Consider the following 25764-nt stretch of genomic DNA (forward strand, 5'->3'; position numbering starts at 1 on the left):
GCAAGAACTGCGCCTCCTACCTGATTATGTGCGGAAGGAGATGGAGCGCCAGCGAAGCCTTATCGAGATTAAGAACATTTTATCGGAGAGGAAGGTGCAGCGGCCGCGGGCAGAGCTGGTGGATCTGAGCTCGGCGCTGAAATCATGCCGTTCCAAGGTGATCGCGGGAGCTTTAACGAAGGGAGGAGTGGTCTTGGGAGCCGCTCTCCCAGGCTACGAAGGGCTAATGAGGAGCGCTGACGGGCGCTTTCGCTTAGGAGCAGAGATGGCCCAGAGAGCCAGGGTACGGGCGGGCGTGCAAGGCATATTCCACTCTGACGAGCTGCCAGGATATGGGGTCACCGATGAAGACGTCGCTAGGATAAGAGCTGCCCTGGGAAGGGGAGGCGCTGTGGCTTTCGTGCTATGCGCGGATGAGCCGATCAAGGCGAAAGCGGCTGTGGAAGCTGCGGTGGAGCGAGCGGCTATGGCCACAGAAGGCGTGCCGGAAGAGACGAGGGATCCGCTGCCGGATGGTTCCAGCGTCTACTCGCGCCCCTTGCCAGGCGCTAGCCGCATGTATCCTGAGACCGATGTGCGACCGATCATAATCACCGCGGAAAAGATGATAGCCATTCGTTCCAAGCTCCCCCCTCTCCCGGAAGAAGTGGAGAGGCATTTGGTGTCCAAATACGCCATCCATCCGCAGCAAGCGCGGCAGTTGGTGCGCGAGGGCTGGGAGGCTATATTCGAGGAAGCCGCCTCAAGATATGGATTGGCTGCCATCGCGGCCAAGACTCTCCTTAACACCCTTCCAGAGATAGCCAAGGAAGGTGCGGACATCTCCAAGCTGGACGATGAGGCTTTGCGCAGCGCCTTCCGCTCCCTTTATGAGGGAGCTTTTGCCAAGGAGGCGATGCCGGAAGTGTTGAAGGCGATGTGCCGAGGAATCACTGTGGAGCAGGCTGTAAAGGAGCTAGGCCTGGGCAGGATGGATCTGTCGGGGGCAGAGGCCATCATCGCTCAAGTTGTAGCAGAGCGCATGGATTTCGTTAGGCAGAAAGGGATAGGAGCCGTAGGGCCTCTCATGGGCCCGGTCATGGAGCGCTTGCGGGGAAAGGTGGACGGCAAAGTGGTGAATGAAATCCTGAGAAGAGAGATAAGTAAGGTCTTGGGCATTCCAGACTCGTGAAGGTAGCTATTAGGGGCTGAAGGCTAAATGGTGAGTGCAAGGCAAGAGGTGTTACTTGCCTCAAGCCTTCTCTCCCTATATCTATATCATTTCTTAAATCCGTGGGTTGCATGCCTGGGCAGTATCAGCCTTTCCACCCAGATCTCTTCGAAGAAAAGGTGCCTGGAAGCGATGCGATCGCGAACGAACTGACTAAGGGCGCATTGCAGCGCACTCTCGTTCATGCATGAGGAAAAGAGGATCAGCATTTCACCTCCCTCATTCAGATGGCGAGGCGCCGCTCTCAGGAATCGGTCGAGCACTCTAACGCCATCCTCTCCTCCTGCCCAGGATCTTTCTATCTCCCCTCGTATCATATCGGGGACATAGGGTGGGTTGAAGATTATCAGATCGAATCTCCCCTCCACGTCTAAGAACAGATCGGAGATAACCACTTCCAATTCTAGGCCGTTTAGCTCAGCATTGGATTTGGTGCATTGGACGGCTTTAGGATTGATGTCGACAGCGGTTACCTCTGCCCCAGCGGCGGCGCAGTTAAGAGCGATGATGCCCGTGCCGCAACCCATCTCCAGTACCTTTTTTCCTCTCACATCTGGCACGCATTGCAGCAGTAGGAAAGTATCCTCTGCCGGGGGATATACGCCCTCGCATTCCAAGATCTTGATGCGTTCGTCGTGCCTCAACAAAGTGAAGGATATTGCTCTAGGGCAAGAATTTATCGTTCATGCACGAATAAAGGGATGAAGCTCGTGTATGTTCTAACGAGCCCTAGAGAGCGAGCGAAAGTCACTTATCAAGGCAACAGTTAAGGACAGCGGAAATGGATACGATATCGATTCTCGCCCTGGCCGTAATCATCGTTAGCATACTCACGGCGGTCTCGAAACGAATCTCCCTTACCTTGGCGCTGATAGTTGCTAATTTCCTGGTGTTCTTCCTCCAGGTCTTCACTTTCGGTTTCGCGATAGAGCTGGATCTGGGGTTTCGACCTCAATATCTTCAGAGCGGCGAGAGGCTCTACACCGTTCTTACCAGCATCTTCGTGCACGCCAGTGCCATGCATCTCTTGGGAAACATGATATTCCTTCTCTTCATAGGCTGGCCTTTGGAAGAAAGATTAGGCAAGAGCCGCCCTCTGTTAATCTTCCTGGTAGCGGGGGCGATGGGCGCGATGTTCGAAGGGATGGTGCGCTTGGGGGAGCCGACGCTGATATTAGGCGCCTCTGGAGCTATCGCTGGGCTGGTGGGAGCCCTGTTCATCCTTTATCCTAAGGAAAGACTGACGTTGCCCCTTTTCATAATCATATTGCCTAATATTCCCGTTTGGGTGGCGGCCATGGCTTTCTTCTTAGTTCAGTTAATCATAGCGTTAGGAATATGGGGAGGAGGAATCGCGGTCGTGGCGCACCTGGCAGGCTTCGTAGCGGGAATGGCCTTGGGATGGAATCTTCCAAAGAGAACCAAGGTAGTCAGATCAGGAGGATATGACCTCAACTCGCTCAAGCCCTTGGCCACGACACCGGAGCTTCAAGAGATGCTGCAACATATTGAGAATGAAAGCCAGGAGGACGTCAGGAGGGCTTGGCTGGAGCACTTCGCCTCCAAGGCCAAATGCCCCATCTGCGGATCCTCTTTCACTCTCAAGCGGGATTCGTTGAAGAGCGAGTGCGGATATGAGGTGAGACTGCGATGAGGCCACAGGTTAAGGTTCTCTGCGAGGGCATGATAAGAAGGGAGGGGAAGGCGATTCTAGAGGCTCGCAGTTCCTCTGTTCTCGTTACCTCGGAAAGAGAGTTGATCGTGGTGGACACCTCCACGCGAGAATATCGCGCGCGAATCCTCGAGGCATTAGATAAATACGGCCTAAGGCCTCACGACATCACAATCCTGGTCAGCACTCATTCGCATCTGGACCATAGAGGGAATGACGACCTATTCCCCTCCGCCAGGAGGCTGTCAATGATAGGAGAGGGCGAGCCTGGGGAATCGATTCCCCTCGCTTCGGGTGTGGTAATGGTCCGTACCCCAGGGCACACGCCGGATAGCGGGAGCGTCTTTGTCGAGGGCGAGAAGCGCTTCGCCATCGCTGGAGATGCCATCCCCACCCGGGACAATATCATGAAATGGCTTCCTCCTGGCATCCATTATGACAAACGCTTGGCGCTGCGAAGTATGAGCATGATTGTGAGATTCGCCGATGTGGTCATCCCAGGTCACGGACCTCCTTTCGAGCTGGATGAAATAATTAAAATAAGACGAAAGGGCAATGGAGAAGATGATGAGAGAGAAGGGTGATATGTCGATACCGAATTCCCTCTACTTGGATTGCCCCTCCTGCGGGGAAAAGAGGTTGCACGAGGTTCTGCGTGGTAGGCTTTCTCGAGGAGGGGACGTCATGGAGACTACGGTCAGGTGTCAAGAGTGTAATCATGTGCATGTGACGGTGGTGCGCGAACCATCCTCAGTCAAGCTTCCCCTTTTACTCAGCGACATGGGGGAGACAAGGAAACTGGATTCTGAGTTCGCTGAGGATGAGTTGGTGTCTGTGGGGGACGAGCTCTTCGTGGGAGAGTATAATGTGGTGATCACCGCCATTGAGAAGGAGGAAGGGCGGGCAGCTCAAGCTTTAGCCAAGGAGATAAAGGCCATATGGGCCAAGAGATACGATAGGGTGCGGGTGAAGGTCTCGGTGAACAAGACCTCCAGGACGTTGGCCGCGGAGCTCACGGCCCTGCCTGAAGAGGAGTTCTATGTGGGCGATCTGCTGGCCATCGGAAGGGACAATGTCGTGATTCATGGCATAAAGACGAAGGAGGGAATGGTGCGCCAGGGCGGCGTGGCGGCGAGGGATATCGTCCGCATCTACGCCAAGAGCGCCCGGACCACCTATTCGTGATATGAAACCCGATGAGATGAGGGCCAGAATGGTGGCTAGGCTTCGAGCCTCAGGATACATTCGCAGCGAACGCGTGGCCCAGGCCATGCTAGCCGTCCCTAGGCACGAGTTCGTGCCTGCTGATCTGAGGGAAAAGGCGTATGCGGATACGCCATTGCACATAGGGGAGGGGCAGACCATCAGCGCCCCTCACATGGTGGCTATCATGCTGGAGGCGTTAGAGCTCCGACCGGGACTGAAAGTGCTAGAGGTGGGATGTGGCTCTGGCTATCACGCGGCGGTCATGGCCGAGATGATCAGGCCGGGAGGGAAAGTTTACAGCATAGAGAGGCTGCCTAGCCTTGTGACCATGGCTAGACGGAACCTGGAAGCGGCAGGGTATGCTGATTGGGTAGAGGTTATAGAGGGCGATGGGACTTTAGGACTCCCTGAGCAAGCGCCTTTCGATCGCATCTCCGTGGCCGCCGCCGCTCCTGACATACCAGCTCCGCTGAAGGAGCAATTGGCTGAGGAGGGTATGATGCTAGTGCCAGTGGGGGGCGCCTTCTATCAAGAGTTGATACTCGTGGTGAAGAGGAAGGGCAAACTCACTACTAAGAATCTAGGGGGCTGCGCCTTCGTGCCCTTGGTGGGAAGATATGGCAACAAAGCCTGATCATTCATGCCCATCTAGAATATAAGGCAGGATAGCAGTCAGGCTCCCCCCTTCCACAACATAGGTGGCGCTCCGCCTCACCACCTCGTCCGAAGGATTGTAGGCGATGCTCATCCCCGCGGCCTCGAACATAGAGACATCGATGAAGCTGTCCCCGATGGCAGCGGTGCGTTCGCGGGGTACGTTGAATTTAGCCATGCAGCTCTCCAAGGCGGCACGCTTGTTCTTTAGCTGCACTCGCAATATGCCCTCCCCGGTCAATAGCCCCTTCTCATCACATTCCACGCCATTGGCGAAATAATCGTCGAAGCCGTAGCGCCTAGCGATCCTCTCAGCCACCAGGTCGATACCTCCGGATATGATGACCGTGCGCACCCCACTCTCTTTCAAACGGGAGACGGTCTCAGCTATGCCTTCGCTCATGGGAAGTGGCTCCAGGATAGAACGGAGGTCATCGCGGCAAAGGGTAGGATGCTTCGCTTTCCACAGGGCTATGTCCCGGCGCATGAACTCCAGATCATCGATCTCCCCCCGCACGAACAGCTCTAGCGAACGCTCATTGTCCACAGAGAAATGATCATGGATCCAGGTCCAGCAACTGCGATAGTCGACCAGCACACCGTCCATGTCGAATGCAACTAAGTCATATTTTCTTTTCGCGCTCACCAATCTATCCAAACGCATCTCAATAATAAACGCTTCGCCATTTCCGCATAAATCTGATGAATTTAAAGAGCAAAAACCAATCACGCGCAAAGGATTATGAAGGGAGGGAAAGGTGAGAGGCGCAATGATCACTCTTGTGGGCGTAGGCCATGTGTTCGATATCAAGAAGCAGGTGAGGGACATAATCCTAGAGGAGAGGCCTGCAGCAGTATGCGTGGAACTGGATCCTGGCCGCTATCAGGCACTGAAGGACCCTGCCTCGCGCGCCCGTATGCCTCCGACCTATCGGTTGCTATCGCACTTCCAGAAGCGCATGGCCAAGGATTTCGGGGGGGAGCTTGGTTCGGAGATGCTTTCTGCCATCGATACCGCCCAGGGGCAGGGAATACCAGTGCTGCTGATCGATGCCGATGCGGCTCAGCTCTTCTCCAAGCTCTGGCAGGAGATGTCCTTCAGGGAAAGGGTGCTCCTCACCTTCTCTGCTCTGATGGGAATCTTCAGCAGCAGGAAGAAGGTGGAGAAAGAGTTGGAGAGGTTCACACAGCAGGAGGAAGCGTATCTTGAGGAATTCGGGAAGGAATATCCTACGCTGAAGCGAGTGCTGATAGACGAGCGCAATCAGCTCATGGCCAATCGCATCGCGGAAGCGGAGGCAAGATACCTCAACGTGTTGGCCGTGGTGGGCGATGGTCATGTAGAAGGTATCAGGAGGCTGCTCTCCCCCAGGGATATCAGGGTTATAAGGCTGAAGCATCTGCTGGATGGAGAATATCTTGGCACCAGAGCGAAAGTGGGGGAGGGGAATAAGGAGGTATCCTTCCAATTCGACCTTTGATGATAGCCTTTTAGGTGAAATGAGGTGCCAAGAGTGGGAGGTTTTTAATCGTCGCTCGGAACTCTACCCTCAGAGTTCATGAAGGTAACCCTCCTATCTTATACCAAGGAAGCTGAAAAGCTATGCGCTGCGGCCGCGCGCTCATGCTATTCTAAGAAGACGGCTAGCCAGCTCTTGGAGGAGATGGATCAGGAGAGGGCAGGAAAGACTATCGCAGAGATCACAGGCATGGGCCATCACTCCGTAGTCGAGCATGCCAGCTACACCTTCTCCATTGAGGGTGTTTCAAGGGCACTAACGCATCAATTGGTACGACATCGCATCGCCTCCTACTCGCAGCAATCTCAGAGGTACGTCTCCCTAGATGAGGAGACGTTCGTGACTCCTCCCTCTATAGCCGAAGATGATGAGCTTAAGAAAGAGTTCGAGGACTTGATGCGCAAAGCCTGGGAGTGCTATAGGACACTATCAAGCAGAGTTCCCTCTGAGGACGCGCGCTACGCCTTACCTAACGCCTGCACCACCAACATCACTGTCACCATGAACGCTCGCGAGCTCCTGCATTTCTTCTCGCTGCGCTGCTGCCGCCGTGCCCAATGGGAGCTAAGAGAGGTGGCGGATGAGATGCTACGGCAGGTCAAGAGAGTCTCGCCGAACATATTCTCAGAGGCGGGGCCTGGATGCGTTCGAGGTCCCTGTCCAGAGGGCAAGAAGAGCTGCGGCAGGAGCAGACGGCAGGAACTGAAAAATCTTAAATAGGCATAGACCTTAACCCGCCATCACCCGGTGTAAACATGGGAAGGATCAGGCCAACATATATCAAGAGGGTAGCTATAGAATTGGTCGAGAAGTACCCCCGGCTCTTCACCAACGACTTCGAGGTCAACAAGCAGCTGGTGGAGAAGCTCACCAACGTGCAATCAGTGGCCATGCGCAACCGCATCGCTGGCTATGTGACTCGCTACCACCAGAATAATAAGAATGCATAGGCGACATCCTTTTGTTCAGACCTATCCATTCGCTTTCGTTTATGGCGCCAGCTATAGAAGCGCATTCCCTTACCCGCATATTCTCAGGCGGAAAGGGCAAAGGGCCGCTCACCGCCCTTGACAATATCGACTTGAGGGTGGAAGAAGGGGAGCTATTCGGCCTCCTCGGACCTAACGGGGCGGGCAAGACCACGCTGATCAAGATCTTGTGCACATTGCTCCTTCCCAGCTCTGGAACGGTAAAAGTCCTGGGGCACGATGTGGAGACAGAGTTCCAGGCTATCAGGCCGCGCATAAACATGGTCTCGGGAGGAGAGACCTCAGGGTATGGGCTACTCACGGTGAAAGAGAACCTTTGGATGTTCTCCCAGTTCTATGGCATCGAGGGCAAGGTGGCGAAGCAGAGAATCTCCCAGATGCTCGAGTTGTTTGGCATGGCTGACAAGGCTAATTCCGTGGTCCGTACCCTATCCACCGGTCAGAGGCAGAAGATGAACGTCATACGGGGTTTCGTCACCGATCCCGACCTTATCTTCCTGGACGAGCCGACATTAGGCCTGGATGTCAATGCCAGCATGACCATTCGCTCATTCATTCGCGATTGGGTGAAGAGACAGCCTGGGAAGACAGTCATGCTGACCACGCACTATATGATGGAGGCGGAGGAGCTGTGCGATCGTGTAGCCATTATAGACCGGGGGCGGATATTGGCCTGCGACACCCCTCAGAACCTAAGACGCAGCGTGGCGCGCCACTCCACCTTCACCATCCTCACCACGCCCTGCGCTTGCCTCACGGAGCTGAGTGGTATGCGGGGGGTCCAGGGGTTGAATGTGAGCCGAAAGGGTGAGAATGAAGAGGTGCGCTTGGTCCTAGAAGAGGAGGCCTTCATAAGCGACGTCATCTCCTTCCTGACCTCCAAGGGCTCTAAGATAATCTCGCTGACGAAGAACGAGCCTACTTTAGAGGATGTTTTCATACAGATGGTGGGGAGGGGATTCGCCTGAGCTCTCTTCTTCTAGAGCTGCGGGCCATGGTGGGAAGGGCCTATCCGCGCATCATAGGCATTCGCAGGGAGCCTTCCTGGTTGCTCTTCGACATCTTCCTGCCTGTGCTAGGGATAGCAGCCTTCATATTCTATTATAGGGCCATGGGAGCGCCTGAGGTATTCACTGGTTTCGTAGTCCTGGGGGGAGCTATGACCGCTTTCTGGCTCAATGTCTTGTGGTCTATGGCGGCGCAGTTCTACTGGGAGAAGGAGACGGGAAACCTGCAGCTCTATCTCATGGCGCCTATGTCGCGCATGTCCGTACTGGCAGGGATGGCGGTGGGGGGCATGTTCCTCACTAGCGTCAGAGCCCTATCCACCTTTTTCCTCGGTTTCGTTATTTTCGGCGTCACCTTGAGCGTGCAACATCCCTGGGCTCTTTTAGCTCTTTTTCTCGTGACTTTAGTGGCCCTCTACGGCATGGGAATGATGTTCTCCTCGCTCTACATGCTTTATGGAAGGGGAGCATGGCACATATCCAATCTCTTGCAGGAACCCATATACCTCCTCTCTGGGTTCTATTTCCCCGTGCGACAGCTGGGGTTCTGGGTGGCAGTGGCGGGGAGCGTAATCCCCATAACCCTGGGCTTGGATGGGATGCGGCAGCTGATGTTTTCCGGTGCGGATGTCGATCCCCTTTTACACTGGAGCTGGGAGCTCATCATATTGATGGCTCTGGCAGTGGTATTCCTGCTCGGGGCGAGGTACGCGCTTCGCTTCATGGAGCATTTGGGGAAGAAGGAAGGGAGGCTGACCCTTAGATGGCAGTGAAAAATCATCTCAGGACCTTGAAGCTGTCTGCCTGGCTGGGCTGGGAGATGGAATATAATTGGACCAATCCCTGGCTCTTCGCCCTATACTCTATTGTGAAGCCCATATCCGCCACTCTGATCCTCGTGATAATGTATCTTGTCATCTGGGACTCTGTCGCCGCCGCTCCTGAAATCTTCTCTTACATGTTCGTGGGAAACGCCTTCTACATGTATGTAGCACAGGTGCTCTTCGGAATAGTGATGGTGGTGCATGAGGATAGGGAGCACTATCAAACCTTGAAGCAGGTCTACATCGCCCCCATCTCCTTTTATTTATACATCGTGGGCAGGGCGGTGCCTAAGATAGTCATCACCACCGTGGCGGCCCTCATCACCTTGGCCTTTGGGGTCTTGGTGTTGGGATTGCCTCTTGAGCTCTCGCAGGTGGATTGGCTCATGCTGTCGCTGGCCATGGCCGTGGGGTTGTTCTGCATATGCATGATAGGCATAGCTTTGGCAGGAGTCTCTATGCTCACGGCCAAGCACAGCATGGGCATCAATGAAGGGATTGCTGGCATGTTCTACCTCTTCTGTGGCGTGGTATTCCCTATCACTTTCCTGCCAACTTGGGGGGAGGCCATAGGAAGGGCGATACCTATAACCTATTGGTTGGAGATGGTGCGCCGAGCCATGCTGCCGGAGCAGATACGGTGGGATAGTGGTCTTAGCGCGTACTCCACTAACGAAATGATATTAGCGTTGCTGGGAACGAGTATGCTCTTCCTCGTCCTTTCCTTGGGGATATTCAAGTATGCTGATTATCTGGCCAGGAAGAAGGGTAAATTGGACATGACCACCACCTATTAGAGGAAGTTAAATATAAGAACCAGCGAGTCTTGAGGGAAAATCGTCGGCCCGAGTGGGGTAGCTTGGACATCCTAGCAGGCTGCGGACCTGCAGACCCGGTTTCGAATACCGGCTCGGGCGCTCCTTTCTCATCACAGCCCTACTCTTTCCTTGATCTCCACGTCCCCGGGGGGCAGGATGCGAGATATTTCCTCCTCAGGCACTTGCAGCTCCTTCGCTAAGCTGGAGGAAAGCTTGCTTCGAGGCATATCCCCCGGAATGATAACCACATACTTGCTAGAGGAGCGAAGGGAGGAGGGAGGGCCGCACATGACCTTGCGCGCTCCCTGGACTTGGACCTCGCCCACAGCTAGCTCCATCTGGATATGGTGTACGTAGTTGCGCTTCCCGCGGATCACGAACGCGCCTCTAGGGACGAACTCTCCCGCTTCTGGCGTCTTGGAGACCTGGTCAGGTAGCACCCAATAGGCGCTCCCCTCCCTTATCCCCGCGTTCCAGGCCTTGGAGTGAGCTAGAGCGAAGGCGCAAGCTTCCTCCAGCTCCTTCTCTGTGGCGCTCGCCCCCTCCTTTATGACCACACTGGGAGCGCCGTGCACATCGGCGTGGGCGTAACGGTCCGCTGGCGTAAGATGCTTCTTCACTAACTGGTCATTGGTGCGCGCATCTCTCCCCGCGAGGACAAGACGTCCTCCGCTGGTGAAGAACCATTTATAGGCCTCGAACCAGAACTGCTTGGTAGGCTTGATCTCCAATCTTTCCTGCTGCGCTTGGAGCGCTTCTTTTTGTCTCAGCTCGTTGATTTTACTTTCTGTCTCCTTTATCAGTTGTGAGGAGCGTTCGGCCTTATCCCTCGCGTCCCTGGCCTGAGCATAGAGCAGACTCGCGTTCTCCTCCAATCCTTTGGTGTAATCCACTCTTATCTCAATCCCTGCCAGTAAAATATCGGCCTCTCGCCTCTCAGGAAATATGGATGCGATCTGGGCATCGCCTTTGACCCTTTGCCTGACCTCGTCCCAATCTAGGCCCCTAAGCTCAGCCAGGCGAGCTAGGATGGTTTGAGCTTCAGAATAGTTGGAATAGAGGGTTTCCGCTTTTTTCGTCAGTTCGGTTGCTTCGGCTCGAGACTTGGATTCCGCCTCTCTAAGTTGAGTGAGCTGCCTTTCCAGGCGCTGTATCTCTGGATTGCCCACGGACATCTCTTGCAAGAGACTGGCCTTCTCCAAATAGTACCCTAGGGCTTCAGAAAAGCTGGGGAATTCATGCTTTTTCACGCTCTGATATAGAAGCAGGGGAATGGGAGTGGCGTCCAGCGGCTTCTCACCGTTCTGCATATAAAGGTATCCGTGCTGGCATGTGGCTGTTTGTTGCACAAGTTCCAATGCGATGCGGGATATCGCCGCTAGATCCTCGGCACTCATTTCACTGGCTTTTTTGGCCTTATCTATTCCCGCACGCAAGCAGACCTCTTCGGCATACAGGCCACCGAGATTGACTACCGTGGCCAAAGTCCTTACCAGGTCTGATTTGGAGGATTGCACGGCAAGTTTAAAGTCCTCCACCTTCTTGACAAGTGGATTGAATCGGGCCGGAGGGAATTCGTAACTCGCTCCTGGTCGCACATCGCGATGCTTCCAAGTTTTGGAGACAAGGCAATTTATTATCTTGCTCTGGTTGACAAGAAGCAGATTCCCGTCCCCGAAAAGCTCGATTATCACCTGATATTCTTCTTCTTTTTTAACATCCAATACCACCACTCTGTCGAATTGATGCTGGCGCACGCTCGTGATGCGAGCATTGGAAAGAAGCTTGCGCAGGTGGACGGCGAATTGGGAAGGAGCTTCTGGGATGTTGGGCCTCTCCTTCGCGAGGAAGAGAAACCTCTGATCGAGGAGGAGCACCTCTCTTCTACCCACTCCGGGGACATTCACCCTCAACAGCACGTTCCTCTTATCCCAATGGAAGATCTTGTCTAGGTATCCTCCGATGAGCTCCTGCATCTCTTGGACCACGCGTAGCACATCGAAGGCGCTCATCTCCTTCTTCATCGTTGATATGAAACTCAATCTTCTGGAAAATACTTGTGGCCGAGCCTCTCGAAATCTTTATCAATGACGAGCGTCTACGAGTGGCAGACGCCACTGTGGCTTAGAGGTAGCGCTACTGGATTAGCGCCTCTAAATAGCGACGCCTTGGTAAGGCGTAGGTCGAGGGTTCGAGTCCCTCCAGTGGCTCCATCTCCCTCTCAACCTCCATTTTAAAAGCACAGGCATATTGATATCTATTCCTCAGGGCATCTTGTTCGCTGAGACAGGATTGTAAAAATGAAGTTCGATGCGACCCTGGACTCGATGAGAATCTTAGGCCTAAAAGCGGACATTAATCATCTATTTGCGTACACCGTGATTCCTTCAAGAGCACTCGGAAACGTCGGCTATGGATAAATTCAGGAATGAGTAGGCTTTGAGCCCTTCAATTACGTTCGTTTATCCCTTTCATCCCATATCATATATCACGAATCCTGACCATACTTTAGGATAGAAATATGTGGACTTCTTAGGCATCCTTTGTCCTGACTTAGCCACTTCCCAGATAAGATCCATGCGGGGTGGGGAAAGTATGATGGCCATGGCCACTCCTTCCTGCTCTGTTTTGGAGACGGCAGAGAGAGCATCGTGGTCATACTCCACCTTCACTTCCCCCTTCTTCTCCAATATTTTCTTGAGTATCAATTCTTCGCATACATACGCGTCGATGGACCATAAGGGATCTTCCGACGGCCTCCAGGCCAGTTCGAGTATGAACATTCGACCTCCTGGCATCACCACACCAAGGCTGGGACGTGAATTGTTTGCAGTGAGTCGGAAGAGCTCATCCATCGACCTGGCTTCCCAAACGGCGAAGAAATTGGATGCGCGTAGAAGGAATTCGTCTACCCCTATCTGGACATTCCTGAAGATACGATGGGTGGGCAGAACCGCCAAGCCTGGATCGTTGCCTGCGACCAAGGTGGCAAGTAAATACTTTTTTCTCTCGTCATCTGTGTTTTCTTGCGCGTACCTCAAAGCGGTCTCATAGCGGTGATGCCCGTCTGCTATGAGGAGCTTCTTGTTCTTGAGAACCGCATTCAATGTGGATTTCATGTCATTGTCCGAAATCCTAGAGAAGCAATGTTCCGTCCCATAGTTATCAATAAAAGTGAAGATTCTCTCCGCTCTCTCCTTCATCTCATCTAGCAATCTTATGTCCATATCATCATAGATGCAGAATATCGATTCCAAATGGGCAGATGTGGCCCGCAGAAGGTTTAGCCTATCCTCCTTAACTTTGGGAAAGGTCTCTTCGTGAGGTGATATGTTGCCATTTTCATAAGGCTCTAATCGCAGAGCGCCCATCAGACCGGTCCTGGTTATCTTATGGTTCTGGTATGTAAATGTCTGAGTCAGCAGATAGTAGCATTCCTCCTCATCTTTCATTAGCTTTCCATGCTTTATCCACTCACGCAAGAGCCTCGCCGCTCTTTCGTAATTTGAGCCCTCACCACCTAGCGTAATGCGGGACACATTGAAGGGCTTGGCTTGAAGGCCGAGCAACTCCTCTGGCGATATGACGTCATAGGGTGGAGCTACCCTCTGATCTATGCTTTCAGCATCACTCAGCCTCGGAAGTAGCCCTTTGAAAGGGAGAAAATCGACCATTCATGCACCTTGCACGAGGGTAAGCATAGAAGATTGAATAATTTTGCTGAAATCAGTTCTCGATGGAACAACAGCATTCCTGCGGACTAGTGACCTTCCTGCCAAGCTCGATTCGCTTGCCTTCTTATTCTAGGCCATCATAAATCGCCCTCATTATCTTATGATCAATGAAAATCTAAATTTCATTCAGCAGGCAATCTCAGATATGGTCAGCTAGCAATGAATCGCCCGATCGGGAAGGAAGACTTTAAGGATCAAAGGTTCTCTAGCATCGCAAGATATCGCTCTCCCCATGCCAATATTTGTTTCCTTTCTTGATCTGGTAGCTCATCGAACAAGCGAAGCATCATCGCTACCCGAGGATTCTTTTTCAGCTTATCATAATGCCTATGCAAAAAAGTCCAAAAAAGGCTATTAAAGGGGCAGGACCTTGGGCCATACCTTTTTTGGGGATTATAATAGCAGCCTCGGCAATAATCGCTCATCTTCTTCATGTATCTAGCTGAGGAGATGTAGGGCTTGGTCGCCACGATGCCGCCATCAGCGAATTGACTCATGCCACGGGTGTTGGGCATTTCTACCCATTGCACAGCATCGATGTAAATTCCAAGATACCAGGCATCTACTTCGTCTGGATCTATACCGCTCAAAAGAGCGAAGTTGCCCGTGACCATGAGTCGCTGGATGTGATGAGCAAATGCATATCTTAGCGACTGGAGAATGCAATGACGCATGCATTCCATTCTCGTCTCCCCATTCCAATAATAGTGGGGCAATGCTCTTTCATGGCCAAAATGATTCATCTTACCATATTCGGGCATTCTGGCCCAATACACTCCTCTCATGTATTCCCTCCAGCCCAGGATCTGCCGCACGAAAGCCTCCACTTGTGGAAGCCCTATGTATGATTGGTCCTTATGGTAAGCGTCAACCGCCGCCTTCATCACCTCCATGGGATGGAGCATCTTAGTGTTCAAGGCGAATGACAATCTGGAATGGAACATGGACCAATGTTCCTTAGACATCGCATCCTGATATCTTCCGAAATAAGGCAGACAATTCTGAAGGAAATAATCGAGGGCCTCTTTCGCTTGTTGCCTGTTGATAGGCCATATAAGCACATCATCTTCTATGCTCCCGAATGTCTTCACACCCCTCTCCTGCAGCATCTCGCGCAGCTCCCTAACGTTATTCTGGAATCGCTTAGGCTCAGGTACGGAAAACTCACCACGGTAGGGTCGACGATTCTCGCGGTCGAAATTCCAGACGCCGCCGAGGGGCTTCCCCTCTTTCATAAGGATATCAAATTTCCCTCTCATCATGCGATAGAATGGTTCCATCACATACCTGTCCTTTCCACGAAAAAATTCCCTGAGCTCGAATCGTGAAGTCAGGAAATGCTCAGTGTCATAAGCTTTCCAGGGTATCGAGAGGCCCTTGCAGAGTTCCTTCAATTGCTCATCTAGCCTATATTCATCAGGAAGGAGATACTCGAATCTAGAAACCTTCTCTTTTTTCAAGATGCGCATCAGGTTGCCGTTTATGGTTTGCAAGTTTGCTGGGTCATCGAGCTTTATGTAAAGCACCCTATGCCCCTTCTCACCAAGCTCTGCGGCGAAAGCGCGCATGGAGGCGAAGAAGGCCAGAACTTTTTGTATGTGATGCATGACATAATCGGTTTCCTGGCGCACCTCCATCATGACATAGAGAACCTTATCTTGAAAATCTCTTAGCCACGAGTGATTGGGATTCAGTTGATCGCCTAGAATCAGCCTCAATGTTAGGTCATCCGCAGGCATGATAAAAATCAATATTTTTCAAAGGGGAAAAAGAGTTTCTTCCTATCATCGGAATTTGCCATGGGAAAACATGACTACTAACTTATTTCAAGTGGGGAAATCCAATCGGAGGCTAAAACAATTTTGAAGAAGGGGAAAAGTGGGCTCAGCCGGATTCGAACCGGCGAACTACGCCGTGTAAGGGCGTCGTCTGTCAGGAGCGTTGGTGTTGCCAAAGCTCCACATGACCGCTAGACCATGAGCCCGCCACCGAAAGTGGCAGTTCGATATTAAAAGATACTCATGCTGAAGACGATATGAGTTGCGAAAAAAGGAAGAAAATTAAGAAAAGGGAAAAGGTTTTTGTTGGGTTTTATCAGGCATAGCCCATTTCATTGAAGAATCCCATAGAATAGTCGGCGTTCCCTGCGGTCGGGCTTATGATGATGTACATCTCCCGATACTCCAAGAACGCGCCCATATGGCGTATGACGCTCTGGGTGACTTCCTCCATGCTCAGTGTGGTGATGATGGGCAGCATCCAGACCTTGCTGTTATAGCCCACGCATCCCGGCATGTACAGTGTGACCAGCCAATGATTCAGCTGCGCAGGGGTGTCCGATTCCCAAGCATCCATGGGGATGGTCTCGCCGTTGAGGTAGGCACCCTTCACATACCATCCACCCATGCTCGATGCCCAATCCGTCATGTAACGCAGCCTAACCATGACCACTTGTCCTGCCCACTCGCTGAGATCAAAGCTCGCCAAGACATAGCCACCGGACGAGCCGGTCAACCCAGGCAGGTTCTCCACTATCTCTTCCATGGCAGAGGGATCATATTCGATGGTGGTGTACTCATTGGCCACAGAGGTCCAAGACTCACCATCAGTGGATACCTGCACGAAGCCGAAGTCCCAATAGGGTTCTATGTCCCATGCCGTATCCAAGGTGAGTATGGCCTGCTCCATCTCTGTAAGGTCCAGCTCAGTGTAGAGGCTGTAGTCCACTAAGTCGCCCTTGTCTGACCACCAGCCAGTGGTTGTAATCAGGTCGCTGAAGGCGAGGTTATCAATCGCCATATAGCTGTTCCCTCCGTAGGTGACGAAGTCAAACCTTAGCTGGACTAAGAAGCCCGTGAGATCGGAAGCGTCCATGGTGAAAGTCTCGCTGACATCGTGGTCCCATAGGGCTAGCGTCTGGAACGGTCCTCCATTGAGAGAGTATCTAACCCGGCAGAAGTCATACGGCGTTCCCATTTCGAAGGTGAGGTCGAATGAGAGCTGTGCCTTGGTGTAGTCCCACAGGTTAATGTAGCTGGTATATAACCTTTCATATTGGTAACTCGGGATGAGGCTATATCCAGGCCCATAGACCTCGGCGAAATAATTACCTCCACCGTAAGTCGCCATATGCCACGGCCCTCCACCATACACTCCTACAGTTTGTCGCGACCAACCATGTGGCCATGAACCTCCGCGGTTGAAGTTCTCATAGTATATCTCATCATTAACTCCAATAGGCACTTGGGTCATCTGCCATCCTTTGGCTGTCTGCACATCGCCTTTGAACCTGAACTTGAGATCATAGGGGTAGAGGCCGTACCACCACGGTGGAGTGATGCTGGGCCCATCGGTTGGTTGTAAAATCATAGATGGGTTGACATACACGTAGTCGGTACCATACGCACCCAGGTTGCGGATTCCAGTGGTGTATCCCTCATAAGTAGCTGTAGCGCCGAAGAACATTCCGCCAGAATACACATCCCCTCCAGATGGCCACCAATCGTATACTCGCGGCCCGGAGCTGCTGCTCAGGTCTATGGATTTATAATTGAACCAGCCATTGCCGGGCGTGTCCTTCAGTATGAGGTTTGCCAGCCTCCAATAGTTGAAAGCTTTATCAAAGTTCCAGCCTTTTGCTCCTATCTCTCCAAAGGCGTAGTTTATCGTGTCTATGCCTGTGGTCCCAGCGGCGTGGACTATCACCTGCACCATCTCAGGTCCGAAATGATCTGCTAGATAGGTCGTGAACAATGCTGCAGCACCATAGTCGGCCAGGATGTTGATCTGTCCCTGGTCGCCCCAATCCACAAGTGAGTTGTCGGGGGTGTAGAAGAACCTGTCCACATAGGCCATGTCCAGGCCATAACCGCAGACGATTTCTGCGAACATGGAGCAGCCTTCATTTACGAATGAGATTTGGTCTGGGTTGAAGTAGTCATGCAGCAAGTGTTGATACTCATGGGCAATTGTTGACTCATAGACCCAAGGCCTGCTGGAATTCGCTGTAGTCCGGTTGGCCCAATCCCAGCAGTCTATGTGGATTATGTTCCTGTCGTAAAGAGCGTCCATGGTCGAGGAGAAATATCCTGCGATGTATGATGGATATTCCGAATTGAAGAAGGACTCATCCACGATGTTGAATACCATGATCATTACTCTACCGGATACATTGGTCCCGAAGTAAGGCCTTCCCTGGGCCTTGAACCAAGAGTTCTCCCCATCGATCATTGGCTGCTCGCCGAAGAAATTGGTCATTTTGGGATAGATATTGGTCTCGAAATGGTCGATCATGTATTGAGCTTGGGAATCGTTGATTGTGATCCTGCTCACGTAGGCGTTACGAGGATCCCCATCAGGGAACGTCATGTCAAGAGCGGTCCATAATTCGCAATTCCGGCTTTCCCCTCTTTTCTGGAACAACATATAGCCGGTTGCGCCAGTTTCATTATACGCCCATTTGCCATAGGTTCCCACGTAATACCTTGCAATAGATCCGTTGGCATAGATATTCCCCGGAGCTGCCAAGGCGTTAGCATTGATCGCAGAAAGCTCATAAGAAACGTCGTTCAGGTCGAGCTTCTGATAACGATACTCCTCGCTCGCATACATTCGCTCGGGTTCGGCGAATTTCGCCTCCATTTTTGCTGCAGGCGCCGAAGGCGCGCTCAAGGCCGGTGACATTACGGCAAACGCGCCGAGCACCATTGCTAGCACAATCACTATGCTGAGAATCTTCGTTATATTTCTAAGCATCTTGCCCCTCCTTTAGATATTGTCACCTGGGCTAATGCGAAAATTAACCCTCTGGCGACTAGCTCTTTCGTGAAGCCAATTATTCAGTCGCTGACTATTTATAAATTATGTATCTGCTGGATAATATTGACAATGTTGACAAGATAAATAAGAAGATTCTGGAATGTAAAATCGGCAGAGAAGGGGCTTTTTTTATGAAAATTTTAATATTCTAATCCTTCGACTATATTGGAACCGAAATAATAGAATACTCATTTCATGTATCTTCCCAATAGAAGATATCCGATGGTGCAAAGAAGTCTTAAAGAAGACATTAGGACGGCATTTGCTACGCCAGGTACTTGGCCCACGATTAGGAGATATCTTGTCAACACTATCTTTGACTCAACGTTTGTTATGCTTGGCATCGTTATCGGGAGCGCCTTCTCCACCGATCCTAACTTGAGAATAATCATCGTCACGATATTGACTAGCTCGGTCGCGCTGGGTATATCCACTGGTGTCAGCACTTATGAGGCAGAGAATTTAGAGCAGAAAAAGAGGATAGCCGAAATCGAGAGGGCAATGCTTAGACAGTTAGAAGATACCCACATAGGTCGGTCGGCCAGGATAAGCATGCTCATCATCTCCTTCATCATCTTCCTTGCTCCGCTCGTGGTGGGGGGGATAATACTTACACCTTTTCTCCTCCTGGATGAAAGTCAGATAATAACCGAGGCTTATGTGGCCATAGGACTAGCGATTACCGTCCTCTTTGTCACTGGTGTTCTAATGGGTCGTTCTGGCAAGAGAAATCCAATTCTTCAGGGTGCCAGAATGGCCTTGATTGGAGCAATTGCTTTCCTTATATGTTTCTATATCGAATCGCTGATCTGAGATTAAAAACGTTTTTTATTGATATAGATATCAACAAATCCGAGGTACTGGATCACCTACTGGAGGCTCGAGAACCCTTTTACCTCCTACCTCCGTTTTTAGCACTACGCCCTTTATCCTCGAGGTTGCTCTACCGATGATGGCTGCTTTTCTGCCATATTCATGCCGACGAATGGTTTTGAGCACCTCTTCTGCCATCTCGGGGACTACTCCGAATAGCATTTTACCTTCATTTCCGATGGTCAACGGATCAAGCCCTAACATCTCGCAGGCGTTTCGGACTGGTTCTGATATAGGTACGGCGTTCTCTTCTATCTCTATACCCACTCTAGATTTTGAGGCCCACTCATTCACTGCATTCGCTAATCCACCTCTAGTAGGGTCTTTCATGCAGACCACACCACCTACCTGAAGAACATCTTTCACAAGACCGTTCAAGGGTGCTATGTCGCTCGATATTTCAGTCTCGAAGCCATACCCTTCGCGGAAGGAAAGAAGAGCTATTCCATGATCCCCTAACGTACCGCTGACTATTATTACATCTCCATCGCGTAGGTTATCATCTGTCATCCAGTTAGAATCCACCTTGCGGTATTGGGAGGCGATCTCTAGGTTATGATCCAGATATTCATTTCTTCTTCCGATTCCCGATGTGCATATGACCATCTTTTCGATGGCCCCCGCTTCCATGACCTTCGTATCGCCTGTAGCTACTGGGACCCCGCTTAGCCTTGACGTCTCCCCTATGCTTCTACTCACTCGCTCCAAGACATCGATCTCTAGCCCTTCCTCTAAGATCATCGAGCAGGAAATGGCCAAAGGTCTCCCCCCTATCGCCACTATGTCATTAACCGTTCCGCAAACACTGAGTGATCCTATATCCCCGCCAGGAAAGAAGAGAGGCTTTACGGTGTGTCCATCCGTTGTGAATACGATTCCATCTACGACAGAAGAATCGTCAAAAGACTGTAAGGGCACTTCACTTTTTATCTGGGGCATAAAGGGCACGATATGTGTGTGGATGAGTTCCTGCATCATCTCGCCCCCCGCACCATGCCCCATTGTAACCCGCTTCATGCCAGGTCCATAGCCACACCCATTTTAAACTATTCTCAAGTCCATTCAATCCTCGCCACTTAGTTCTCATCCTATATCTAATCCTAACATTCTAACCTTTTAATTCAGACAAAGACTTATCTGGGCATGGTGCATAACCCGCCTGAGCATGGGCCCGTGGGGTAGTCTGGATTATCCTTCTGGCCTTCGAAGCCAAAGACCCGGGTTCAAATCCCGGCGGGCCCGCTCCTAAGGCTTTGTTCAGTGCTCGGCTTACTGATGTATTTAAGTCTGGCACCCATGGAGAGAAGGAATGAATGATTGGTTTACGATTTACCCGGAGGGCGTTTCAACACCCAAATGATTTAGGTAAGATTCAAGATGGCGTACCTGACCAAGATAGGAGAGGTTCAATAAAAATTAGTCCCCCTTCACTTGAGGATCATAAAACCTATAATGAAAGTAAATGCTCTAACCGATATCAGTATACTGAAAGACCTACTAATTTAGGCGCCCTAAAACCAACTTGAAGTTTAGCATTGAGCTCACTGGAACCATTTGAAATAGATATTATTTAAAGTCTATTTCCATGATAATCATTTCATTATCTAATTAATAATATCCAATTAATAAATAATCATACTCATCAAGAAGAAATCGTTGTAATTTGAAAATTCGAATACCCTCCTTATCCTAAAAATCCTCTTATATTGGCGGCTCGCAATATATCTTCTTCGAGGCCTCGATGCTGGCCCTTACTCAAAGCTTCCAGGATACGGGTAGAAATATCCTTATGTACAGCGTCGATTCCCACATCTAATTCCAATCTTCTTATGGCGGCACCAACACCCTCGGGCAGCAATCTCAGTGAGTCTTGATTGAGGTATCTAAGCGCATCCATCAAATTTGCATCGAAGCTCGGGCTCGACTCCCTTAAGAACTCTAAATCCTTCTCATTCAACGCATCTAATCCTAAAACTTCAGGCGGCAAGCCGATGGAATACATGGCGCAGCAAAGGCTAATGGCTCGCGGCAGTCTGACGCCTTTCACGTTACGAGAATACCCGAACAAGCCGATATGCAGTTTTCTTTTACGGCGGCGGGGTACGAACCTAGAGGCTTCGTTTATTAGTGGCGCCAGTCTAATAATTTGGTCCATATAGGATTTGGTTATCTTGTGTATTATAGCGCGTGCCCGCTCTTCATCTATGTCCCTTGGCTTCCCTCGATCTCTCTCTTTCACCTTTGCGATGCCTTCTCTGACCTCCTCATGCGGATGGTCATACTTGAAGGCCGATTGAACAGTGAAGGTCTGCACCGAGGGATATTCCTTCATGATGCGATCGACGGTTGAAGGCTTGAAATTTCCCCGGAAAGGCGCCGAACCTACACCGATGATAGGGTATATGTGAACACCAATCCTCTCCTGTAGCTGGTGTAGTTTATTGAGGGCAACCATGTTCATCAACATTGAGGACACATAGCCATAATTCATAGACGGGTCCGATCTGGCAAGGAAAACTCTCTGATACTCCAATTTCTTATCTTTCAAATACATTTCAGTTATGGTGTCCGCTGCAAGCATGTGTTCAAGATCCTCAAAGAGCGGGATTACATTGATTTCTTCTGGTTGGAAATTGCCTATCCATTCTGCTATGGTTATATCTCCCTCTCGAAAAGGCCTGGTCTGCTTTCCCACCACGAAGTCGCGATAATATCGATACACCCTGTCCAAGCATCGCCAGGATGTGGTCATGGGAAGGATAACCTCGAACACAGGGGGGATATCGTCCTGATAGAACATTCGGGCAGTATCAAATGACCTAGGTATGGATTCGAGGGTTTCAAGCAATATTTTCGCCTCGTCCCGCTCTACCGTAGGATTGGGGACACGAGGGGTAATAAACAAATCTTTCCCAAGTCTTTTCGATTGGAAGAAATTGGGATAGTTGGTGAGAAGTTTTTTCACTACGAAATCATCCACTTCCTTTCCTTCACAGTCCCACATCTGTTCCTCACACCCTAGGTGGGAAAAGACATAGTATGCCTCCTGCACTTCATCCTCCCCACCCATCTCAGGACTCTCCGCAAAGAAAGGTGGATTGACGTTATCTGGATGTTGTGTACTCATGCATCGTGGTATTCTCAACATTCTTCTCTCAGGGCCAACAAGAACTCTAAGATATTTTATTATTTAGTTTTCAGAAATATCCATTTGGTTGGCTTCTTGAAATTGATGTCGGTATGAATATTATTGATTTCCATTCAAAATCTTAAACTAGCTTACTTAAATCGGCGATATATTAGTAGATAGAGAGGAAAAGAGATTACGACAAGGCTCACAACGGACGCATGCGGACCGATAATTTTATGCAGTATGCAACTTTCTCCATTTCTCATGGCTAACGTTTCACCTCAAGCAGAGAAATTGTTCAATGCGATGAAGCAATTTGGAGCTATTGGAGAAGAGAAAGCTATCAGCGCAGAGAAGGCCACAACCCTTTCGAAGCTGCCAAAGGCGCAATGCATGAATGCCTTGCAGGATTTGGAGAAAAAGGGCGTGGTAAAGCTCAAGAAAAAGAATAATGTGGTGTCGTACTATCTGGCCAAGACTGAACTGCCGTAGTGCGATAAATCCCATCTTTTTTCCTTGATAGTTGGTCTGGGTTAGGCCTATACCTTTGAGCCATAGGAGCGGACATGCTTCCAGGCTCGGTGGAGTTGTTCAAAGTGAGGATTCGTTTCATCGTAAATCTCAGGATCCTCTCGGTAAAATAGCTCCCGATCTTTTCCTATAGGGCAAACTTTAATGCAGAAGCCACATGGAGAAGCGTATCTGCTCGCCAACTCCACGGCTCGGGCAGCGCAGGCAGATTTATCAGTCAGCCCTTTGGGATAATCCTCTTCTTTTAGTGCATTCACCGGGCACGCATCCACGCAGCGCATGCACCTGATACAAAGCTGCTCCTTCATCATTTCATCGGCCGGGATGGCAGCGGAGGTGAGAACCGTTCCGAAGCGCACCCTGGGGCCATATTCCTTGGTCAGTAGCATATTATTGACGCCAAAGGTTCCTAAGCCTGCCAGGAAGGCAGCATGACGGTGAGAGAAGAAAACCAATGACCTTTCCTTCATCAATGAAATATGCCCATACCCATCTCTTGGAATGAATATAGATGCGAACCCTTCATGATTCAAAAAATTCGATAGGTGATAAGTGCACTGATCCAAAATGTCATTCACTGTCCTATAAAGTTGAAAATAATGTATGGAGGGGCTGGTCTCTACAACAGGAAGGGTTACCGGTAGGCCTACAACCACTGCGGAACGGGCTTCTGGGAAGATGAATTTGGGCCTAAATTCTTCAGGGACCCAGGGATGAAAGGGCGGATCATTCCATCTATCAACATCTGCGATCCCCATCATTTCGATCCCAAGAGCATGGCATTTGTTTCGCAAAGCTTCTTTCAAACTTAAACTCATTAGCACCCTTCCTTTTTTTATTAGATTTTGTTCAGTTGGTTATTATTTCTTTGCAATCAACCGTCGTAAATGCAAAAATTATTGCATATTATGGGGCATTTCTGTCCTTTCTCTATTTCCAGTATTTTCCCTTAATTTCTAAAATTCCATGAGGCATATTATTGAGTTTTCCGGTCTCTGGTTTAAATCCTTTCTCGGAGGGAAAATAATGAGTTTAAGCATGCAAATGAAGGCGCTTCGGAACAAAGTCATAGCCCTGGTCGCGATCGTCGTTCTCGTGGCCACGGCCAGCTTGACTACTGCTCAGGAGGCGCAAACGAATCGATTTACGTACACTACAGCAGAGCCGGGATACGTGAAGAACCTAATTGTTATGATTCCAGATGGATGCGGCCCCACGCATATAACTGCCGCTAGATGGTACAAAGGTGGAGAGTTAGCCTTAGATCGAATGCCTTCAGGCATGATCCGCACCTATGGAGCCGATTCCATAATATCGGATTCTGCGCCTGCGGCAACGGCCATCGCCACTGGATATAAAACAAGCGATAAACATGTAGGCGTATTGCCTGGCCCAGTCACCATTTCGGGCTTGCCTCAGGTGCCAGAGAACAAGCAATACAAACCAGTTGCAACTGTCCTTGAGGCCGCGAAGATGCGCGGCATGTCCGTGGGTATTGTCGCCACTTCCAATGTTCAGCACGCTACTCCTGCTGCCTTTACTTCCCATTGGCATGACCGTGGAAATTATAATGAGATAGGGGAGCAACAGGTGTATGCTGATATAGATGTAGTATTTGGAGGCGGTAAACAATATCTGCTACCTGTTGCTGAAGGGGGAAAGCGTACTGACGGTGAGAACCTCATCGAGGTTCTGAAGGGGAGAGGATATACCTTTGTGGAGACGCGCGAGCAGCTTCTCTCGTTGAGTCCATCAAAGACCAAGGTGTGGGGGCTGTTCGCCAACGACGCCATGGCCCGAGATTTCGATCGCTCCCTGCCGGCGCACGCTCATGAACCCTCTTTGGCGGAGATGACTCAAATGGCGATTAGCATCCTTTCCAAGAACCCTCGCGGCTTCTTCTTGATGGTTGAGGGCAGCATGATCGACTGGTCATCACATGCTAATGATCCTGTGGGCGTCATCTCTGAGGTCTTAGCCTTTGACGCCGCCGTGAAGGTAGCCCTAGACTTTGCTGAGCAAAACAAAAGAACTCAGGTGCTTGCTTTCACCGATCATGGAAATGGAGGTATGTCCATTGGTTCTTCAAAGACCGACCACACCTATTCAAAGCTACCAGATGCTGCACTGGTCGTTCCATTGGCGAAAGCCAAACTGACCGGGACTGGACTTGGAGAGGTGATGGAAAAGAATGCGAATGCTAGCACCATACGGCAAATCATGGAACAATATTATGGTGTGCCTTCTAATGCCCTTACGGACGCGGACATCGTAGCCATAAGAGCAGCCAGGAATGTTTCGAGTGACCTGTCATACACGGTCGGTCCGATAATCAGCAAACTATCAGTGATTGGATGGACTACCACTGGGCATACTGGTGAAGACGTGCCATTGTATTCATTCGGCCCCAACCGTCCTATAGGACTTTTTGAAAACACTGACCTAGCACGGATTGTAGAGAGTAACCTCCGTCTGAACCTGGCTAGCACTGACGAAAAGCTGTATGCCGAGGCATCCAGCCTCTTTGCCTCAATAGGAGCTACAATTAACATCATACCAGGCGCCAATGGCGTAATGCAAGTGGAGAAAGACGGGGCGACTCTTGCCATCTTCCACTTCGCAAAGGATGTAGCTATAGTGAATGGCCAGTGGCATACGATGAATGGCGTGGTGATATATTCACAGAAGACAGGTAAGGTGTACCTGCCTACAGAAGCGCTGAAGCTCGTTAAATTCGCGAGCTAAAACGCTAAACCTTTTAGGGGGGCGAAAGCCCCC

23 protein-coding genes and 4 tRNA genes are annotated in these 25764 nt (G+C 50.7%); 17 read left to right on the plus strand and 10 right to left on the minus strand.

All coding sequences use genetic code 11. The features are described 5' to 3' along the window. Nucleotides 1-1171, plus strand: a 1171-nt coding sequence (gatE, locus tag QW520_04325) for a Glu-tRNA(Gln) amidotransferase subunit GatE (protein MEM0449030.1), incomplete at its 5' end; no start/stop codon positions are given. Nucleotides 1172-1257: 86 nt separating this feature from the next. On the opposite strand, the gene QW520_04330 is transcribed toward gatE, so the two are convergent. Then, nucleotides 1258-1854, minus strand: coding sequence for a methyltransferase (locus QW520_04330; protein ID MEM0449031.1), 597 nt, complete (start codon nucleotides 1852-1854; stop codon nucleotides 1258-1260). A gap of 137 nt (nucleotides 1855-1991) precedes the next feature. Here QW520_04330 and QW520_04335 point away from each other — a divergent pair, with 137 nt between their 5' ends. Genes QW520_04335 through QW520_04350 form a run of 4 tightly spaced genes read left to right on the plus strand, consistent with a single transcriptional unit; the run spans nucleotide 1992 to nucleotide 4722 of the window. Continuing rightward, a complete protein-coding gene (locus tag QW520_04335; protein ID MEM0449032.1) occupies nucleotides 1992-2864 on the plus strand; it encodes a rhomboid family intramembrane serine protease in 873 nt (290 codons plus the stop codon). Then, a complete protein-coding gene (locus QW520_04340) occupies nucleotides 2861-3466 on the plus strand; it encodes an MBL fold metallo-hydrolase (protein MEM0449033.1) in 606 nt (201 codons plus the stop codon). The genes QW520_04335 and QW520_04340 overlap by 4 nt, the downstream gene beginning before the upstream one ends. Continuing rightward, entirely contained in the window at nucleotides 3438-4067 is a 630-nt protein-coding gene (locus QW520_04345; protein MEM0449034.1) for an HVO_0476 family zinc finger protein, read from the plus strand. Before QW520_04340 ends, QW520_04345 begins: the two co-directional genes overlap by 29 nt. Before the next feature lie 16 nt (nucleotides 4068-4083). Further along, on the plus strand, nucleotides 4084-4722 hold the full coding sequence (locus QW520_04350) for a protein-L-isoaspartate(D-aspartate) O-methyltransferase (GenBank protein MEM0449035.1): 639 nt from the start codon (nucleotides 4084-4086) through the stop codon (nucleotides 4720-4722). On the opposite strand, the gene QW520_04355 is transcribed toward QW520_04350, so the two are convergent. Continuing rightward, nucleotides 4723-5388, minus strand: coding sequence for an HAD family phosphatase (locus QW520_04355; protein ID MEM0449036.1), 666 nt, complete (start codon nucleotides 5386-5388; stop codon nucleotides 4723-4725). It abuts the gene before it with no gap. 112 nt (nucleotides 5389-5500) lie between these two features. Here QW520_04355 and QW520_04360 point away from each other — a divergent pair, with 112 nt between their 5' ends. The 7 genes from QW520_04360 to QW520_04390 all read left to right on the plus strand — a co-directional run bounded on the left by QW520_04360 (nucleotide 5501) and on the right by QW520_04390 (nucleotide 9999). Then, nucleotides 5501-6223 carry a TraB/GumN family protein gene (locus QW520_04360; protein MEM0449037.1) on the plus strand — a complete coding sequence of 241 codons (723 nt, stop codon included), beginning with the start codon at nucleotides 5501-5503 and terminating at the stop codon, nucleotides 6221-6223. A 78-nt stretch (nucleotides 6224-6301) separates the two neighbouring features. Continuing rightward, a complete protein-coding gene (thyX, locus tag QW520_04365; protein MEM0449038.1) occupies nucleotides 6302-6982 on the plus strand; it encodes an FAD-dependent thymidylate synthase in 681 nt (226 codons plus the stop codon). 35 nt (nucleotides 6983-7017) lie between these two features. Then, nucleotides 7018-7212, plus strand: coding sequence for a 30S ribosomal protein S17e (locus QW520_04370; protein MEM0449039.1), 195 nt, complete (start codon nucleotides 7018-7020; stop codon nucleotides 7210-7212). A gap of 41 nt (nucleotides 7213-7253) precedes the next feature. Further along, entirely contained in the window at nucleotides 7254-8219 is a 966-nt protein-coding gene (locus tag QW520_04375) for an ABC transporter ATP-binding protein (protein ID MEM0449040.1), read from the plus strand. 26 nt (nucleotides 8220-8245) lie between these two features. Beyond that, nucleotides 8246-9031 (plus strand): ABC transporter permease, encoded by a 786-nt coding sequence (locus QW520_04380; protein ID MEM0449041.1) that lies wholly within the window; start codon nucleotides 8246-8248, stop codon nucleotides 9029-9031. Then, on the plus strand, nucleotides 9022-9879 hold the full coding sequence (locus QW520_04385; protein MEM0449042.1) for an ABC transporter permease: 858 nt from the start codon (nucleotides 9022-9024) through the stop codon (nucleotides 9877-9879). The genes QW520_04380 and QW520_04385 overlap by 10 nt, the downstream gene beginning before the upstream one ends. A 46-nt stretch (nucleotides 9880-9925) precedes the next feature. After that, nucleotides 9926-9999: transfer RNA gene (locus QW520_04390), tRNA-Arg, on the plus strand. 11 nt (nucleotides 10000-10010) lie between these two features. Here the strand turns inward: QW520_04390 and rqcH are convergent. Continuing rightward, nucleotides 10011-11924, minus strand: coding sequence for a ribosome rescue protein RqcH (gene rqcH, locus QW520_04395; GenBank protein MEM0449043.1), 1914 nt, complete (start codon nucleotides 11922-11924; stop codon nucleotides 10011-10013). A gap of 89 nt (nucleotides 11925-12013) precedes the next feature. Between rqcH and QW520_04400 the strand changes: the two genes are divergently transcribed. Then, nucleotides 12014-12113, plus strand: a tRNA-Thr gene (locus QW520_04400). A 258-nt stretch (nucleotides 12114-12371) separates the two neighbouring features. Here the strand turns inward: QW520_04400 and QW520_04405 are convergent. The 4 genes from QW520_04405 to QW520_04420 all read right to left on the minus strand — a co-directional run bounded on the left by QW520_04405 (nucleotide 12372) and on the right by QW520_04420 (nucleotide 18389). Next, complete coding sequence (locus tag QW520_04405) at nucleotides 12372-13574, minus strand: DUF1015 domain-containing protein (protein MEM0449044.1); 1203 nt, start codon at nucleotides 13572-13574, stop codon at nucleotides 12372-12374. A 254-nt stretch (nucleotides 13575-13828) separates the two neighbouring features. Next, entirely contained in the window at nucleotides 13829-15373 is a 1545-nt protein-coding gene (locus QW520_04410; protein ID MEM0449045.1) for a cryptochrome/photolyase family protein, read from the minus strand. Nucleotides 15374-15513: 140 nt separating this feature from the next. Further along, nucleotides 15514-15618, minus strand: a tRNA-Val gene (locus tag QW520_04415). Between the two features lie 110 nt (nucleotides 15619-15728). Further along, nucleotides 15729-18389, minus strand: a complete 2661-nt coding sequence (locus QW520_04420; GenBank protein ID MEM0449046.1) for an immune inhibitor A — start codon at nucleotides 18387-18389, stop codon at nucleotides 15729-15731. Nucleotides 18390-18674: 285 nt separating this feature from the next. Here QW520_04420 and QW520_04425 point away from each other — a divergent pair, with 285 nt between their 5' ends. Beyond that, on the plus strand, nucleotides 18675-19265 hold the full coding sequence (locus QW520_04425) for a VIT1/CCC1 transporter family protein (protein MEM0449047.1): 591 nt from the start codon (nucleotides 18675-18677) through the stop codon (nucleotides 19263-19265). Nucleotides 19266-19295: 30 nt separating this feature from the next. Here QW520_04425 and hypE read toward each other — a convergent pair whose 3' ends face one another. After that, entirely contained in the window at nucleotides 19296-20342 is a 1047-nt protein-coding gene (gene hypE, locus QW520_04430) for a hydrogenase expression/formation protein HypE (GenBank protein MEM0449048.1), read from the minus strand. 150 nt (nucleotides 20343-20492) lie between these two features. On the opposite strand from hypE, the gene QW520_04435 reads away from it, so the two are divergent. Further along, nucleotides 20493-20567: transfer RNA gene (locus QW520_04435), tRNA-Arg, on the plus strand. Nucleotides 20568-21009: 442 nt separating this feature from the next. Here QW520_04435 and ppcA read toward each other — a convergent pair. Further along, nucleotides 21010-22452 carry a phosphoenolpyruvate carboxylase gene (ppcA, locus tag QW520_04440; GenBank protein ID MEM0449049.1) on the minus strand — a complete coding sequence of 481 codons (1443 nt, stop codon included), beginning with the start codon at nucleotides 22450-22452 and terminating at the stop codon, nucleotides 21010-21012. Between the two features lie 267 nt (nucleotides 22453-22719). Here ppcA and QW520_04445 point away from each other — a divergent pair, with 267 nt between their 5' ends. Further along, nucleotides 22720-22947, plus strand: a complete 228-nt coding sequence (locus QW520_04445; GenBank protein MEM0449050.1) for a hypothetical protein — start codon at nucleotides 22720-22722, stop codon at nucleotides 22945-22947. Nucleotides 22948-22994: 47 nt separating this feature from the next. Here QW520_04445 and QW520_04450 read toward each other — a convergent pair whose 3' ends face one another. After that, nucleotides 22995-23804 carry a 4Fe-4S binding protein gene (locus tag QW520_04450; protein ID MEM0449051.1) on the minus strand — a complete coding sequence of 270 codons (810 nt, stop codon included), beginning with the start codon at nucleotides 23802-23804 and terminating at the stop codon, nucleotides 22995-22997. Nucleotides 23805-24012: 208 nt separating this feature from the next. On the opposite strand from QW520_04450, the gene QW520_04455 reads away from it, so the two are divergent. Continuing rightward, nucleotides 24013-25731: an alkaline phosphatase gene (locus QW520_04455; protein MEM0449052.1), complete on the plus strand. Its 1719-nt coding sequence runs from the start codon at nucleotides 24013-24015 to the stop codon at nucleotides 25729-25731. The last annotated feature ends 33 nt before the right edge of the window (nucleotides 25732-25764 follow it).

This window comes from Methanomassiliicoccales archaeon (genome assembly GCA_038740345.1).
In the GTDB taxonomy this organism is placed as follows: Archaea; Thermoplasmatota; Thermoplasmata; order Methanomassiliicoccales; family UBA472; genus JAJRAN01.